Below are 14,148 nucleotides of genomic sequence, written 5' to 3' on the forward strand. Positions count from 1 at the left end.
CCCGCTACCCCCGGGCGCACGCCTGCGTGAAGGCCCGCGCACGGCGGGTGATCTCCGCCCAGTCGCCGGCCGCGACGGCCTCGGGCGGCACCACGTCCGTGCCCGCGCAGACGGCGAGCGCGCCGTGGGCGAGGAACTCGGCGGCGTTCCCGGCGTTGACACCGCCGGAGGCGACCAGCGGGACCTCGGGGTAGGGGCCGCGCAGGTCCTTGAAGTAGCCGGGGCCGAAGGCCCGGGCCGGGAAGATCTTCACGGCTGCCGCGCCCAGGTCGACGGCCCGGGCGACCTCGGTGGGCGTGAGCGCGCCGAGCACCACCGGGACCGCGGCGGCATGCGCGGCCCCGGCCACCTCGGGGCGGCAGCCGGGCGTGACCAGGAAGGAGGCGCCGGCGGCGATCCCCCGCTCGGCCTGCTCGGCGCTCAGCACCGTGCCCACCCCGACCCGCCATCCACCGCCGGTCCGCTCGGCCGCGGTGGCCGCGATCGCCAGATGCTCCGTCACATCCGGTGTGGTGTAGGTGAGTTCGGTCCAGGTGATATCGCCCTCGGCGAGTGCGGCGCAGAGCGCGGCGGCATCGGGTATCCGCGGCGCGCGGACCACCGCGATCACCCTCGCGGCGGCCAGCGCCTCCCTCGCGGCGATCAGCGCATCCGTCGCGGCGGACGGCACAGGCGCCGCGAGCACCGACGCGGCCACGGGCGCAGGCTCGGGCGCAGGCGCGGTCACGGGCGCGGGCGCGGGGTCCGGCGACAGCGACGACGTCCCCGTGAAGGTGGACGCTTCGGACGGTACTCGGCTCATGCGGCTCGGGTTCCTCGTTCGGTTCGGCGCAGGGCGCGGCCGGGCAGGGCCCCGGTGACGCGGCCCTGCCGGACGACGGCGGTGCCGTTGACGTAGACGTGCTCGATCCCGGCGGCGGGCTGCCGGGGCCGGTCGAAGGTGGCGGTGTCCCGGATCCGCTCGGGGTCGAGGAGCACCAGGTCGGCGTGGTGGCCGGGGCTGATCAGGCCGCGCCGGTCGAGGTTCAGCCGGCGGGCGGGCCGGCCGGTCATCCGGGCGATCGTCTCCTCCAGCGTGAGGATGCCCAACTCCCGGCTGTAGTGGCCCAGGTAGCGCGGGAAGGTGCCCCAGGCGCGCGGGTGCGGGCGGTCGCCGACCAGCAGGCCGTCGCTGCCGACGGTGTGTGCGGGATGGCGCATGATCGCCCGGACGTTCTCCTCGTGGCCGACGTGCTGGAGGATGGTGGTGGCCAGCCGGTCGCGGGCCAGCAGGTCGAGGAAGACCGCCGTGCCGGTCCGCCCGCCGTCGGCGGCGAGTTCGGCCACCGTACGGCCGACGGTGTCCGCGAGCGCGGGCGAGCCGACGCCCGAGATCTGGATGGTGGCCCAGTCGGTGACCACCCCGTGGCAGCCGTCGCTGCCCTCCTCCTCCACCGCGATCCTGATCCGGTCGCGGACGTCCGGGTCGGCGAGCCGGTCCAGGGTGGCCTCCGGCCCGCCCTCGGTGGCCCAACTCGGCAGCAGGGCGGCCAGGGTGGTGGAGCCGGGGAGGTAGGGGTAGCTGTCCAGGGTGAGGTCCACGCCGTCGGCGAGCGCCGCGTCGACGAGGTCCAGCAGTTCGCCGGCGCGGCCGCGGTTGACCCCGAAGTTCATGGTGGCGTGGGTGAGGTGCAGCGGGCAGCCGGAGCGCCGGGCGATCTCCACCATCTCCGCGTAGCCCTCCAACGCGCCCCGGCCGTAGGAGCGTTGGTGCGGCGCGTGGAAGCCGCCGTACCCGGCGACCACCCGGCACAGCTCGACCAGTTCGTCGGTGTCGGCGTACATCCCGGGGGTGTAGCTGAGCCCGCTGGACATCCCGACCGCGCCCTCGGCCAGCCCGCGCGCCAACTCCTCGCGCATCCGGTCGAGTTCGGAGGCGGTCGGCGGCCGGTCGGCCCAGCCCACGGCGAGCATCCGCAGGGTGCCGTGCGGCACCAGGTAGCAGGCGTTGACCGCGATCCCGGTGCGGTCGAGGCGGTCCAGGTACTGGCCGACCGTGCGCCAGTCCCAGGCGAAGCCGTCCGGGTCGCCGTTCCAGCCGGCGATCTGGCGGCGCAGCGCGGCCAGGGTGGTGTCGTCGACGGGCGCGTACGACAGGCCGTCCTGGCCGAGGACCTCGCAGGTCACGCCCTGGGTGACCTTGGCCGGGTGCTCGGGTTCGACCAGCAGGCGCAGGTCGGAGTGGGCGTGCATGTCGATGAAGCCGGGCGCGAGGACCAGCCCGTCCGCGTCGACCTCCCGTACGGACGACCCTGGTCCGGACGGCCCCGGCCCGGACGGTCCCCGGCCCGGGGTGCGACGCCCACCGCCGCCCGGGTCCGGGTCGATCGCGGTGATCAGCCCGTCGGCGATCCGGACGTCGGCGCGGTACCGCTCGGCACCGCTGCCGTCCACGACCGTGGCGCCCCGGAAGACCGTGGCACCCGGGCGCGAGACCGCGACGCCCCGTCCGGCGGGGGGCCCTTCCTCCGGCACCCCGCCCATCAGAAGTACGTCCTGACCAGGTCGACCACCCGCGGCGCGGCCGCCGAGGAGTCGTCCAGCACCGGGATCATCGTCCACTTGTCGAAGGCGGTGCACGGGTGCGAGATGCCCAGCCGCAGCACCGAGCCGACCGGGGCGAGGTCGCCGGCCCCGCGCAGGAAGGCGTGCTGGTCGTTGAGGGCCCCGATGTACGCGCCGGAACCGATCGGCTCGGCGCCGCCCCGGACCAGCTGCGGCTGCGGCAGCCCCTCGTCGAAGGGCAGGTCGCGCTTGCCGGCGTCGAGCAGGGCGAGGTCCGGCTCGGGGCGGGAGATCACCCGGGCCCAGCCGTGCAGCGCCGCGCGGAACGGCGGGCCGCCGCGCGGGACGCGGGCGAGCGGCGAGACGCCGCGGTAGAAGCCGTCGTCGTGCGCCAGGTAGGCGCCGGAGCGGAGCACCACGAACGCGTCGTCCAGCCCGGACAGTTCCTCGGCCACCAGGTCGAAGTAGGCGCTGCCGCCGGCGCTCACCACCGGCCGCGCCCCCGGCTCGTACCAGGGGCCGAGCCGCCCGTGCAGTTCGGCGAGCCGGCGCAGGTAGCCGCGTACGGCGTCCAGCGCCTCGGCGCCGGCGTCGTGGGCGAACGCGCCCTCGTACCCGCCGACGCCGGCCAGCCGCAGGGTGGGGGCGCGCCGGACGGCCTCGGCGACCTCCCGGGCCTCGTCGACGCCGCGGGCGCCGGTGCGGCCGCCGGGGCCGCCGAGTTCGACGAGCACCTCGACGGGCCGTTCGGCGCCGGCCGCGCGCAGCGCCCCGTCCATCAGCCGGACGCTGTCGACGCCGTCCACCCAGGTGAGGAAGGCGAAGGAGGGGTCGGCGGCCAGTTCGCCGGCGATCCAGGCCAGGCCGGCCGGGTCGAGCGGGGTGTTGGCGAGGAACACCCGCTCGACGCCGAAGGCGCGGGCGACGCGGACCTGCGGGAGGTTGGCGAGGGTGATGCCGTGGCTTCCGGCGTCCAGCTGGGCCTTCCAGAGGGCGGGCGCCATGGTGGTCTTGCCGTGCGGGGCGAGCGCGACGCCCGCGTCGGCGCACCAGGCGGCCATGGTGCGCAGGTTGTGGTCGAGCGCGCCGGCGTCGAGGGTGAGCAGCGGGGTGCCGAGGTCGTCCAGGGTCGGGCCGTCGGCGAGGTACCGGCGCACGGTACGGCCGTGGGCGGCGGGCGGCAGCGCCTTGAACCGCCAGTCCAGGACCTCCTCGGCGAGGGCGGCGACCCGGCCGCCGTCGATCCCGGGCCCGCCGCGGCCGCTCGCGAACGTCTGATCCACCGTCTTCCTCCCTCTCGGCCGTCCGGGGCCCGTACGGCCCGGTGGCGTTGCAACATGCGCAACGAGGGTTGCACATGCTGGCACCCCGGTTCTAGCATCGGCGCCGGACGAAGGTCAACGGCCACCCGGACCGCCCGGCCCGGACCCGGCACGCCGCCGGAGCCCGGCCCGACGCACCACCCGGGACCGCACCGGACGCACCACCCGGCCCGGGACCGACGCCCCGGGCCGAGCCCGACCAACCGCCCGGAGCCAGGCCCGACGGGCGCACCGGCCGCACCCGGCGGCCGACCGCCGGACACGAGGAGCCCCACACGATGGCAGCACAGGAGACCGCCCCCACCGCCGAGGCGGTGTGCGTGGGCGAGTCGATGGCCGTCCTGCTGCCGGACCGGCCGGGCCCCCTGGAGACCGTGGAGAACTTCCGGCTGTCCGTCGGCGGCGCGGAGTCCAACGTGGCGGGCACCCTCGCCGCCCTCGGGGTGCGCAGCGCCTGGATCAGCCGGGTCGGCGAGGACGGCTTCGGCCGCCGGCTGACCGGCGAGCTGGCCGGACGCGGGGTGGACGTCTCGGCCGTCGCGGTGGACCCGCACCGCCCGACCGGCGTCTACCTCAAGGAGGTCGGCGGGCGCACCGGCCACCGCCACGACCTGGGCCACGGCCGCAGCCGGCTGCACTACCACCGCCGCGGTTCGGCGGCCTCGGCCCTCTCCCCCGCGCTGCTGGACGACCCGGCTGCGGCCCGGCTGCTGGACGGCGCCCGGCTGCTGCACCTGTCCGGGATCACGGCCGCGCTCTCCGAGGACTGCCTGGCGCTGCTGCGCACCCTGCTCGACCCGGGGCGCCGCCGCCCCGGCCGCCTGGTCAGCTTCGACCTGAACTGGCGTCCCGCGCTCTGGCACGGGCGGGACCCGGAGGTGCTGCCGCCGCTGCTGGACGCCTGCGACCTGCTGCTGCTGGGCGCGGACGAGGCGGAGGCCGCCTTCGGCGCCGGTGACCCGCGGGAACTGCGCCGGCTCTTCCCGTCCCCGGCGACCCTGGTGGTCAAGGACGCCGACCGGGTGGTCACCGCGCTGGAGCGGGACGGCACGGCGGTGTCGGAACCGGCGCTGTCCGTCGAGGTGGTGGAGGCGACCGGCGCCGGCGACGCCTTCGCCGCCGGCTACCTGGCGGGCACCCTGCGCGGACTGGACCAGCGCCGCCGCCTGCGGCTGGGCCACCTCAGCGCGGCCTGCGCGCTGACCGCCCCCACCGACCAGGGCGAGCCGCCGCCCGAGCCGGTGGTCGCGGCCCTGCTCGGCGCCTCCGCCCGGGACTGGTCGGCGACCAGGGTCTCGGCGGATGGCATCGTGTCCCCCGTCCTGCCCGCGCCGGGCCCTCGACCGGCCGCGTCCCTTGGAGCACGATGAGCCAGACCGTCACCCGCGCCCTGCGCATCCTCGCCGAGCTCGGCGAGGGCGAACGCTCCCTCGACCAGCTGGCCGAGGTGCTGGGGGTGCACAAGACCACCGTGCTGCGCCTGCTGCAGAGCCTCGAAGAGGAACGTTTCGTCTACCGCGACCCCGCCTACCGCTACCACCTGGGCGCCGGTCTGTTCGCCCTGTCGGGTCTGGCGCTGGAGCAGCGCGGGGTGCGCCGGATCGCCGCACCGCACCTCGCCGAGCTGAACGCGGCCACCGGACAGACCGTCCACCTGGCCGCGTACGAGGGCGGCGAGGTCGTCTACATCGACAAGTACGACTCCCGGCACCCGGTGCGGATGTACTCCCGGATCGGCCTGCGGGCGGCCCTGCACAGCGCGGCGGTCTCCAAGGTACTGCTGGCCGACCTGCCGGTGGCCGAGCGGCGCCGGGTGGTGGCGGGGATCGACTTCGTCCCGCACACCGCCCGCACCCTGACCACGCCCGAGGCCCTGCTCGCCGAGCTGGAGAAGGTCGCCGCGCAGGGCTGGGCGCAGGACCACGCCGAGCACGAGGCGTTCATCAACTGCGTGGCCGCCCCGATCCGCGACGCCACCGGCCGGGTGGTCGCGGCGGCCTCCATCTCGGTGCCCGACGTGGTCCTCCCGTACGAGCAGGTGCTGGAGCTGCTGCCGCAGCTGCTCGCCACCACCCGGGCGGTCTCCGCCGACTGCGGCCAGCACCCCCGCACCGGCTGAGCGCCGGGCCCGCACCCCGCGGCGCCGGGCCCGCACCGCTCAACACCAAGCCCGCCCCCCAAGCACCGGGACACCCCGGCCGTCCGGAACCAACGAGGAAGCGCATGAGCGAGAAGACCGAGATCCGCACCACCGGCGCCCCCGCCCCGGCCTGGATGTTCTCCCAGGGCGTCCGCAAGGGCCCGATCCTCCAGGTCTCCGGCCAGGGCCCGCAGGACCCGGCGACCGGCGAGTACCTGTACCACGGCGACGTGAAGGCGCAGACCCGCCGCACGCTGGAGAACGTGAAGGCGATCGTCGAGGCGGGCGGCGCGAGCATCGAGGACGTGGTGATGTTCCGCGTCTACCTGACCGAGCGCGCACACTTCCCGCTGATGAACGAGGTCTACGCCGAGTTCATCGCGGAGAACATCGCACCCGGCGGGGTGAAGCCCTGCCGCACCACGATCTTCGTCGAACTGCCGCAGGAGCCGATGCTGGTGGAGATCGACGCCCAGGCGGTCATCGGCTGACCGGCCGCACCGGGGCCCGGTCCACCACCGGGCCCACCGGGCCCACCCGCACCTCCGGCGGGCTTGCCGCCACCCCTCCGATTCATTAGGTTAGGCTCACCTAACCAATCGGAGGTCCCGCCATGAGCCCGTTCGCCGACGACGAGGTGACCGAGGTGCCCGAACCCACGGCCGCCGAGCGGGTCCACAGCCTGCTCACCGCCACCACCTCCCTGGTGATCCGGGCCTGCGGCGAGCACCACGCACTGGACACCCCCGTCTCGGCGCACGGCTCCCGACTGCGCCTGGGCGCGCCGATCGACGCGCCGCTCACCATCGCCGCCGCCCGCGAGAGCGAAGGCCTCGCCGTCGTCCTGGACCTCACCGACGTCGCCCCCGTCGCCGTCCGCGACCGGGTGCGCGGCCGGCTCACCCTCGCCGGCCGGCTGCGCCCGGCCCACCTCACCGACGACGGCCTCGGCGTCCACCTCTTCCTGGACGTCGCGCACGCCGTGCTCTCCACCCCGTACGGCACCACCGCGATGACCGGCGCCGATCTGGCCCTGGCCGCGCCGGACCCGCTGGCCCGGTACGAGGCCCCGCTGCTCACCCACCTCGCCGACGACCACCCGGACGCCCTCGCCACGCTCACCCGGCTGATCGACCCGAACCTGCTCGCCGAGCGGCCCGAGGTGCGCCCGCTCGCCCTCGACCGGTACGGCCTGGTGCTGCGCCTGGACCACCCGCACGGGCACCGCGACGTCCGCCTGGTGTTCCCCGAACCCGCCCGGAACACCGAGGAGTTCGGCCACCGGGTGCACGATCTGCTGACCGCCGCCCAGCGCGCGCTGCCCGCCCACCACTGGTGAACGGCCGCGGCCCCCACCGGCGAACGGCCCCGCCTGATGAACCGGCCCCGGCGCTTCGGCACGGGGCGGAACGGCGGCACCCGGGGGCCGGAAAAACGGGCGACCGGGCCGGAACCACGAGGAGGAGATCCTCGCGATTCCGACCCGGTCGAAGGGGGCGTTCCCCAGGGCGTGTCCCCCACGCCCTACGCCCGTGGATCCACTGGGGCGGCGATCACCCGGTCGGGCGGTCACCCGACATGACCATCCCGGATGGTCGTTCGCCCCGCACCCAGCGGTGGTCCGGGAAGGGTCAGAGCGCCACGCCGTGCGCGCGCAGGTAGGCGATCGGGTCGATGTCCGAGCCGTACTCCGAGCCGGTGCGGATCTCGAAGTGCAGGTGCGGGCCGGTCACGTTGCCGGTCGCGCCCGACAGGCCGATCTGCTGGCCGACGGTGACGGTCTGACCGATCTTGACGCCGATCACGGACAGGTGCGCGTAGTGGGCGTACTTGCCGTCGGCGAGCTTGATCTCGACCTCGTTGCCGTAGGCGCCGCCGTTGCCGGCCTTGACCACGGTGCCGGCGCCGACCGCCTTCAGCGGGGTGCCGGTGGCGGCGGAGAAGTCGACACCGGTGTGGTGGCCGGAGGACCACATGGAGCCGGCGACGCCGTAGGCGGTGCCGATGCGCGGGTTGGCCAGCGGGGCGGTGAAGCCGGAGGCGGCGGCCGCGACCGGGGTGGCCACCTGGGTGGCGGCCGGGGCGGCGGGCTTGGCGGCCTGGACCGGCTTCGGCGCGACGGACGGGGCGGCGGGCTTCGCGGCCGGAGCGGCCGGCTTGGTGGCCGGGGCGGCGGGCTTCGCGGCGGGAGCGGCGGGCTTCGCGGCGGGAGCCGCGGGCTTCGGGGCCGGAGCGGCCGGCTTGGCCGAGTCCGCGGAGGTCTGCGGCTTGGGGGCCTCGGCCGGCGCGGCGGCCTTGGCGCCCAGGGCGAGCTGCTGGCCCGGGAAGATCAGGTTCGGGTTGGAGCCGACGACCGAGCGGTTGTGCTCGTACAGCGCCTGCCAGCCGCCCTCGACGTGCTTGGCGGCGGCGATCTTCGACAGGGAGTCCCCGCCGGCGACCTTGTAGCTCTCCTCGGCGGCCGGCTTCTCGGCCGGCTTCTCCGCCGGCTTCTCGGCCACCACGACGGCGTCGTGGCTGGTGGCACCGGTCCAGGTGGCGGCCTGTACGGGCTGGGCCTGGGCGGCCGGCGCGGTGTGGGCCTGGGCGGTGACCGCGGTCACGAGGGGAAGGGCGAACGCGGCGCCGGTGACGGCGGTGGCGATGCCGATGCGGACGGCGCGGGGCAGGGCGGAACGACGGGCGTGAGCGGCCATGGCAGATTTCCTCTCCGACGCCTGCGAGGTGAGCTGTCGGGTTCGGGCTGGAGTTGCCCGGCCGCAAGCGCGGCTTCACCCCAAGCCGGACCGTGAATTCAGGTCCGGCGACTTACCTGTGGTTCCCCCGCTCCTGCCGTACAGAGTTCAGTTCGTACCACCGGGCAGCGGCAGGACTAGGCGTTCCACCCGGTGGCCACCCGGGCCATCGCCGGGCGGTCGCTGAACTAAAACCCATCCGTCCGGGCGAAGCAATGTCGATCTCCCGAATCCGGGGAAATCGGTCGGAATGCCGTGACACTCCGGATGATCCGCTGCACAGTACGTGCACGATTCGATTACCCCGCGCGCTGGATCACTGCCGCTGCGCCGATTTCGGCGGCAGTGCGCACACGATCACCTACGGACCGCCATCCCCCGACACACCACCGGTGACCCTTGTCACGTGGGCCCCCGGGGCGCACCATCGGGCCGTGGCTACTGACGAGGCCGGCACCCTGCGCCTGGGCACCGCGCGGGGCCGCTGGGTACTGCTGGCGACGGTGCTCGGCTCCAGCATGGCGATGCTCGACGGCACGGTGGTGAACGTCGCGCTGCCCCGGATCGGCGCCGATCTCGGGGCCCCGCTGGCCGCCCTCCAATGGACCCTCAACGCCTATCTGCTGACGCTGGCGGGGCTGATCCTGCTGGGCGGCGCGCTCGGCGACCGCTACGGCCGGCGCCGGATCTTCCTGCTCGGCGTCGCCTGGTTCGCCGCCGCCTCGGCGGCCTGCGCCGCCGCGCCCACCATCGAGGTGCTGGTCGCCGCCCGCGCCCTGCAGGGCATCGGCGGGGCGCTGCTGACCCCGGGTTCGCTGGCGATGCTCCAGGCCGTGTTCCATCCGGAGGACCGCTCCCGCGCGGTCGGCCTCTGGTCGGGCCTGGGCGGGGTGTCGGCGGCGGTCGGCCCGTTCCTCGGCGGCTGGCTGGTGGACGGCCCCGGCTGGCGGTGGATCTTCCTGCTGAACGTCCCGCTCGCCGTCGTGGTGATCGTGGTGGCCGCCCGACACGTCCCGGAGAGCCGCGACGAACGCGCCACCGGCCGCTTCGACGTGGCCGGCGCGGTGCTCGCCGCCCTCGCCCTCGGCTCCCTCACCTACGCGCTGACCGCCGCCGGCGAGGGCCTGGGCCCGCGGGTGTGGCTGAGCGGCGCGGCCGGACTGCTGCTCGGCACGGCCTTCGTCCTGGTCGAGCGCCGCCGGGCGGAGCCGATGCTGCCGCCGGAGCTGTTCGCCTCCCGGCTGTTCACCTCCGTGAACCTGGTCACCCTCTGCGTGTACGCGGCGTTCAGCGGGATCTTCTTCCTGCTGATGGTGCAGCTGCAGATCGTCTCCGGCTTCGCCCCGCTCACCGCCGGGCTGGCGCTGCTGCCGACCACCCTGCTGATGCTGACGCTCTCCGCCCGGGCCGGCGAGCTCGGCAAGCGGATCGGCCCCCGGCTGCCGCTCACCGTGGGCCCGCTGCTCTGCGCGGCCGGGACGCTGCTGATGCTGCGGATCGGGCCCGGCGCCTCCTACTGGACGGACGTGCTGCCGGCCGTCACCGTGCTGGGCTGCGGGATGGTGCTGCTGGTGGCGCCGCTCACCGCGACGGTGCTGGCCGCGGTGGAGGTGCGCCGGGCGGGCATCGCCAGCGGGGTCAACAACGCCGCCGCCCGCGCCGCCGGACTGCTCGCGGTGGCCGCGCTCCCGGCGCTGGCCGGGCTGAGCGGCGAGGACTACCGGGTGCCCGCCGAGGTGGACGCGGCCTTCCGGACGGCGATGCTGATCTGCGCCGGGCTGCTGGTCACCGGCGGGCTGCTCGCCCTGACGACCGTACGCGGCAACGTGCTCGCGCCCGAGGACCGCCCGGTGGCGGAGCCGGACTGCCAGTGGTCCTGCGGCGCCGGCGCCCCGCCGCTGGACCCGGGGCACCCGGGGCGCAAGCGCGAGGGCCCCGCCACCGGTCCGGCGGCGGGGCCCTCGGAGGGCTGACGGATCGTCAGAGGATGTCGCCCGGAGCGTACTTGGCGGCCTCCGGGTAGGCGGCCGCGACGGCCTCGATCCGGCGGACCACCTCGGCGACCTGGGCGCCGGCCGCACCGGTGAAGGACAGCTTGTCCGCGAGCAGCGCGTCCAGGGCGGCCCGGTCCAGCGGGATCCGCCCGTCGTTCGCCAGACGGTCCAGCAGCTCGTTCTCACGGGCGCCGGCGCGCATGGCCAGCGCGGAGGCGACGGCGTGCTCCTTGATGACCTCGTGCCCGGTCTCCCGGCCGACGCCCGCGCGCACCGCGCCCATCAGCACCTTGGTGGTGGCCAGGAACGGCAGGTAGCGGTCCAGCTCGGTCTCGATCACGGCGGGGAAGGCGCCGAACTCGTCGAGGACGGTCAGGAAGGTCTCCAGCAGGCCGTCGAAGGCGAAGAAGGCGTCCGGCAGCGCGACCCGGCGCACCACCGAGCAGGAGACGTCGCCCTCGTTCCACTGGTCGCCGCCCAGCTCGGCGGTCATCGAGGCGTACCCGCGCAGGATGACGGCCAGGCCGTTCACGCGCTCGCAGGAGCGGGTGTTCATCTTGTGCGGCATCGCGGAGGAGCCGACCTGGCCCTCCTTGAAGCCCTCGGTGACCAGCTCGTGGCCGGCCATCAGGCGGATGGTCTTGGCCAGGCTGGACGGCGCGGCGGCCAGCTGGACCAGCGCGGTCAGCACCTCGAAGTCCAGCGAGCGCGGGTAGACCTGGCCGACGCTGGTGAGCACGTTCTCGAAGCCGAGGTGGCCGGCGACCCGGCGCTCCAGCTCGGCGAGCTTGTCGGTGTCGCCGCCGAGCAGGTCCAGCATGTCCTGGGCGGTGCCGACCGGGCCCTTGATCCCGCGCAGCGGGTAGCGGGCGATCAGCTCCTCCAGACGGCGGAAGGCGACCAGCAGCTCGTCGGCGACGGTCGCGAAGCGCTTGCCGAGGGTGGTCGCCTGGGCGGCGACGTTGTGCGAGCGGCCGGCCATGACCAGCTCGGAGTGCTGGGCGGAGAGCCGGCCCAGGCGCACCAGGACGGCGACCGTGCGGTCCCGCACGTGCTCCAGGGACTGCCGGATCTGCAGCTGCTCGACGTTCTCGGTCAGGTCCCGGGAGGTCATCCCCTTGTGGATCTGCTCGTGGCCGGCGAGCTCGCTGAACTCCTCGATCCGGGCCTTCACGTCGTGGCGGGTGATCCGCTCACGGGCGGCGATCGAGTCGAGGTCGACCTGGTCGAGGACCCGCTCGTAGTCGGCGACGGCGTCGGCCGGGACCTCGACACCGAGGTCCTGCTGGGCCTTCAGGACGGCGAGCCACAGGTGGCGCTCAAGGACCACCTTGTGCTCGGGGGACCAGAGCTGGGCCAGGGTCGCCGAGGCGTACCGGGAGGCCAGGACATTGGGGATCTGGGGCTTCGCGCTCACGCTTCGCAAGCCTAACAGCCGAGGTCAGCCGAGACTGCGGCGGAACCCGTCCGACGCCCCCGGCCCCCGACCATCACGCCCCGCACCGCCTCCCGAACGCCTCAGCCCGCGCGGCCGCTGAGCACCGGCAGCACCTGGGAGCAGATCGAGTGCAGCGCGACCTTCTGCTCGTCGCTCATCGTGGCGAGCGCCTGGTGGGTGCGGGCCATCTCGTCGCGGATCAGGCCCAGGATCGCCCGGCCCCGCTCGGTGATCACCACGATCTTCACCCGGCGGTCGCCGGCCGCCGCCTCGCGGTTGGCCAGCCCCAGCGACTCCAGCCGGTCGACGATCCCGGTGACGTTGGAGGCGTCACAGCCGAGCCGTCCCGCCAGCGCCCGCATCGGCACCGGCTCGCGGACCGCGCCCAGCGCCTTGGCCTGCGAGGAGGAGAGCCCGTGTCGGGCGGCGGCGGCGGCGAAGTCCTGGAAATAGGCGGCGCCGACCGCCGCCAGCGACTCCATCAGCTCGCCTTCGGTCGGTACGGTCGTCGTCGATCTCGAACCCATGGGGCCAGGGTACGTCCGAATGCTTCAGCAACTCAAGCTTTGACCACAGCAAAGGTCCCGCCGCCAACCGACGGCACCCCGCCCGGCCGCTGTCCCGGCCGCCGCCGCGGCGTCCGCTACAACACCAACTGGTCGAAGAGCCGCCGGAGTTCCGTCTCCGGGTCACCGGTCAGACCGGTGTGCACCGGCCCCGGCTGGACGATCGCGCTGCGCGGCGCCGTCAGCCAGCGGAACCGCTGCCCCGGGTTGTCCACCGCGGCCGGACCGGCGGCCGGCCCGCCCGCGCACACCGCCTCGATGCCGTGCAGCGCCCGGCGCACCCCGGCCACGTCGGCCACCGGGTCCAGCGCCAGCAGCCGCGCCTGGTCCAGGTGCGTCCGGGCGGCCAGGTGCGCGCTCTGCCGGCAGTACAGCAGCACCCCGACGTTGACGCACTCCCCGCGCTCCACCCGGGGCACCGCCCGGATCACCGCGTACTCGTAGTCGTACAGCTCGACGGTGGCCGGCAGCGCGGCCGGCACCGGCCCGGTCATGCGGACACCTCCGGAAGCTCCGGCAGCCAGTCACGCGGACCGGCCAGCCGTTCGGTCAACTGGGCCCGGTACGCGGCGCGTACCGCCTCGGGCGAGTCGAATCCGGGCTCGTCCACCAGCCAGACGTCCGGGATCCGCGCCACCGCCTCGCCGATCGCCGCCTCCGCGAGCGGGGCGAGCACCTTGTCGGCGGCCGCGAGGTCCGGCTCGGCGCGCAGCAGGGCGTGGTCCGAGGCGTCGTACCCGCGGCGGGTCCAGGCGGCCGCGCCGGCCCAGTTGTGATGGAAGATCAGGCTGGCGCCGTGGTCGATCAGCCGCAGCCCGCCGGTGGCGACCAGCAGGTTGGGGTTGCGCCAGGAGCGGTCGACGTTGCCGATCAGCGCGTCGAACCAGAGCACCTGACCCGCCAGCACCGGATCGACGTCGAAGCAGAGCGGGTCGAAGTTGAGCGCCCCGCTGACGAAGGCCATGCCGAGGTTGGTGCCCCCGCTGGCCCGCATCTGGTCCTGGATCTGCGGATCGGGCTCGCTGCGGGCGAGCACCGGGTCGAGGTCGACGGTCACCAGCTCCGGTACGGGCAGGCCCAGTCGGCGGCCCAGTTCACCGGCGAGCACCTCCGCGACCAGCGCCTTGCGGCCCTGCGCGGCACCGACCCACTTCAGCGCGTACAGCCGCCGGTCGTCGGCCTCGACCAGGCCCGGCATCGAGCCGCCCTCCCGCAGTGGCGTCACGTACCGGATCGCCGTCACCTCTGGTAGCACGCCCGACAGCCTAACCGCCCCGCGCACCCCGGGCTCCCCCACGCCCTCACCCGGCCCGCAGCGCCACCACCCCGCCCCGACCCCCGACACCCCACCACCACCCCGCCCTGCCCCCACCTCTCCCCACCCGCGCGACCCGCCCCGGTGGCAGCCC

General features: G+C 75.0%; 13 protein-coding genes and 1 riboswitch. Of the genes, 5 read left to right on the top strand and 8 right to left on the bottom strand.

Annotation, left to right across the window (positions count from 1 at the left end):
- Nucleotides 1–4: 4 nt before the first annotated feature.
- The 3 genes from ACWEQL_RS15070 to ACWEQL_RS15080 all read right to left on the bottom strand — a co-directional run bounded on the left by ACWEQL_RS15070 (nucleotide 5) and on the right by ACWEQL_RS15080 (nucleotide 3,827).
- Complete coding sequence (locus tag ACWEQL_RS15070) at nucleotides 5–697, bottom strand: bifunctional 4-hydroxy-2-oxoglutarate aldolase/2-dehydro-3-deoxy-phosphogluconate aldolase (protein WP_452150673.1); 693 nt, start codon at nucleotides 695–697, stop codon at nucleotides 5–7.
- Nucleotides 698–798: 101 nt separating this feature from the next.
- Complete coding sequence (locus tag ACWEQL_RS15075; RefSeq protein WP_452150674.1) at nucleotides 799–2,523, bottom strand: N-acyl-D-amino-acid deacylase family protein; 1,725 nt, start codon at nucleotides 2,521–2,523, stop codon at nucleotides 799–801.
- A complete protein-coding gene (locus ACWEQL_RS15080; RefSeq protein ID WP_452150675.1) occupies nucleotides 2,523–3,827 on the bottom strand; it encodes an alanine racemase in 1,305 nt (434 codons plus the stop codon). The genes ACWEQL_RS15075 and ACWEQL_RS15080 overlap by 1 nt, the downstream gene beginning before the upstream one ends.
- A gap of 317 nt (nucleotides 3,828–4,144) precedes the next feature.
- On the opposite strand from ACWEQL_RS15080, the gene ACWEQL_RS15085 reads away from it, so the two are divergent.
- The 4 genes from ACWEQL_RS15085 to ACWEQL_RS15100 all read left to right on the top strand — a co-directional run bounded on the left by ACWEQL_RS15085 (nucleotide 4,145) and on the right by ACWEQL_RS15100 (nucleotide 7,345).
- Nucleotides 4,145–5,236, top strand: coding sequence for a sugar kinase (locus tag ACWEQL_RS15085; RefSeq protein ID WP_452150676.1), 1,092 nt, complete (start codon nucleotides 4,145–4,147; stop codon nucleotides 5,234–5,236).
- Nucleotides 5,233–5,985: an IclR family transcriptional regulator gene (locus ACWEQL_RS15090; protein WP_452150677.1), complete on the top strand. Its 753-nt coding sequence runs from the start codon at nucleotides 5,233–5,235 to the stop codon at nucleotides 5,983–5,985. Before ACWEQL_RS15085 ends, ACWEQL_RS15090 begins: the two co-directional genes overlap by 4 nt.
- Nucleotides 5,986–6,089: 104 nt before the next feature.
- The gene (locus ACWEQL_RS15095; RefSeq protein WP_452150678.1) at nucleotides 6,090–6,497 is read left to right on the top strand and encodes a RidA family protein; all 408 of its coding nucleotides are present in this window, start codon (nucleotides 6,090–6,092) and stop codon (nucleotides 6,495–6,497) included.
- Nucleotides 6,498–6,619: 122 nt separating this feature from the next.
- Complete coding sequence (locus ACWEQL_RS15100; RefSeq protein WP_452150679.1) at nucleotides 6,620–7,345, top strand: DUF2470 domain-containing protein; 726 nt, start codon at nucleotides 6,620–6,622, stop codon at nucleotides 7,343–7,345.
- Nucleotides 7,346–7,637: 292 nt separating this feature from the next.
- On the opposite strand, the gene ACWEQL_RS15105 is transcribed toward ACWEQL_RS15100, so the two are convergent.
- Entirely contained in the window at nucleotides 7,638–8,702 is a 1,065-nt protein-coding gene (locus tag ACWEQL_RS15105; RefSeq protein WP_452150680.1) for a M23 family metallopeptidase, read from the bottom strand.
- Between the two features lie 3 nt (nucleotides 8,703–8,705).
- A riboswitch (cyclic di-AMP (ydaO/yuaA leader) is annotated at nucleotides 8,706–8,865 on the bottom strand.
- 310 nt (nucleotides 8,866–9,175) lie between these two features.
- On the opposite strand from ACWEQL_RS15105, the gene ACWEQL_RS15110 reads away from it, so the two are divergent.
- Nucleotides 9,176–10,714, top strand: a complete 1,539-nt coding sequence (locus ACWEQL_RS15110) for an MFS transporter (RefSeq protein ID WP_452150681.1) — start codon at nucleotides 9,176–9,178, stop codon at nucleotides 10,712–10,714.
- 7 nt (nucleotides 10,715–10,721) lie between these two features.
- Here the strand turns inward: ACWEQL_RS15110 and purB are convergent, their stop codons facing one another.
- The 4 genes from purB to ACWEQL_RS15130 form a co-directional block, all read right to left on the bottom strand.
- Nucleotides 10,722–12,152 (bottom strand): adenylosuccinate lyase, encoded by a 1,431-nt coding sequence (gene purB, locus ACWEQL_RS15115; protein WP_452150682.1) that lies wholly within the window; start codon nucleotides 12,150–12,152, stop codon nucleotides 10,722–10,724.
- A gap of 101 nt (nucleotides 12,153–12,253) precedes the next feature.
- Nucleotides 12,254–12,700: a MarR family winged helix-turn-helix transcriptional regulator gene (locus ACWEQL_RS15120; protein WP_452150683.1), complete on the bottom strand. Its 447-nt coding sequence runs from the start codon at nucleotides 12,698–12,700 to the stop codon at nucleotides 12,254–12,256.
- 116 nt (nucleotides 12,701–12,816) lie between these two features.
- A complete protein-coding gene (locus ACWEQL_RS15125) occupies nucleotides 12,817–13,233 on the bottom strand; it encodes a DUF3037 domain-containing protein (RefSeq protein ID WP_452150684.1) in 417 nt (138 codons plus the stop codon).
- On the bottom strand, nucleotides 13,230–13,994 hold the full coding sequence (locus tag ACWEQL_RS15130) for a HipA family kinase (RefSeq protein ID WP_452150685.1): 765 nt from the start codon (nucleotides 13,992–13,994) through the stop codon (nucleotides 13,230–13,232). Before ACWEQL_RS15130 ends, ACWEQL_RS15125 begins: the two co-directional genes overlap by 4 nt.
- Between the last annotated feature and the right edge of the window lie 154 nt (nucleotides 13,995–14,148).

The sequence above is a fragment of the Kitasatospora sp. NPDC004240 genome, assembly GCF_053603215.1.

What these genes read in the sequence shown, in the direction of transcription:
- ACWEQL_RS15075 (WP_452150674.1), bottom strand. Translation starts at nt 2,523, where the DNA reads ATGGGCGGGGTGCCGGAGGAAGGGCCCCCCGCCGGACGGGGCGTCGCG.
- ACWEQL_RS15085 (WP_452150676.1), top strand. Translation starts at nt 4,145, where the DNA reads ATGGCAGCACAGGAGACCGCCCCCACCGCCGAGGCGGTGTGCGTGGGC.
- ACWEQL_RS15090 (WP_452150677.1), top strand. Translation starts at nt 5,233, where the DNA reads ATGAGCCAGACCGTCACCCGCGCCCTGCGCATCCTCGCCGAGCTCGGC.
- ACWEQL_RS15095 (WP_452150678.1), top strand. Translation starts at nt 6,090, where the DNA reads ATGAGCGAGAAGACCGAGATCCGCACCACCGGCGCCCCCGCCCCGGCC.
- ACWEQL_RS15100 (WP_452150679.1), top strand. Translation starts at nt 6,620, where the DNA reads ATGAGCCCGTTCGCCGACGACGAGGTGACCGAGGTGCCCGAACCCACG.
- ACWEQL_RS15105 (WP_452150680.1), bottom strand. Translation starts at nt 8,702, where the DNA reads ATGGCCGCTCACGCCCGTCGTTCCGCCCTGCCCCGCGCCGTCCGCATC.
- ACWEQL_RS15120 (WP_452150683.1), bottom strand. Translation starts at nt 12,700, where the DNA reads ATGGGTTCGAGATCGACGACGACCGTACCGACCGAAGGCGAGCTGATG.
- ACWEQL_RS15125 (WP_452150684.1), bottom strand. Translation starts at nt 13,233, where the DNA reads ATGACCGGGCCGGTGCCGGCCGCGCTGCCGGCCACCGTCGAGCTGTAC.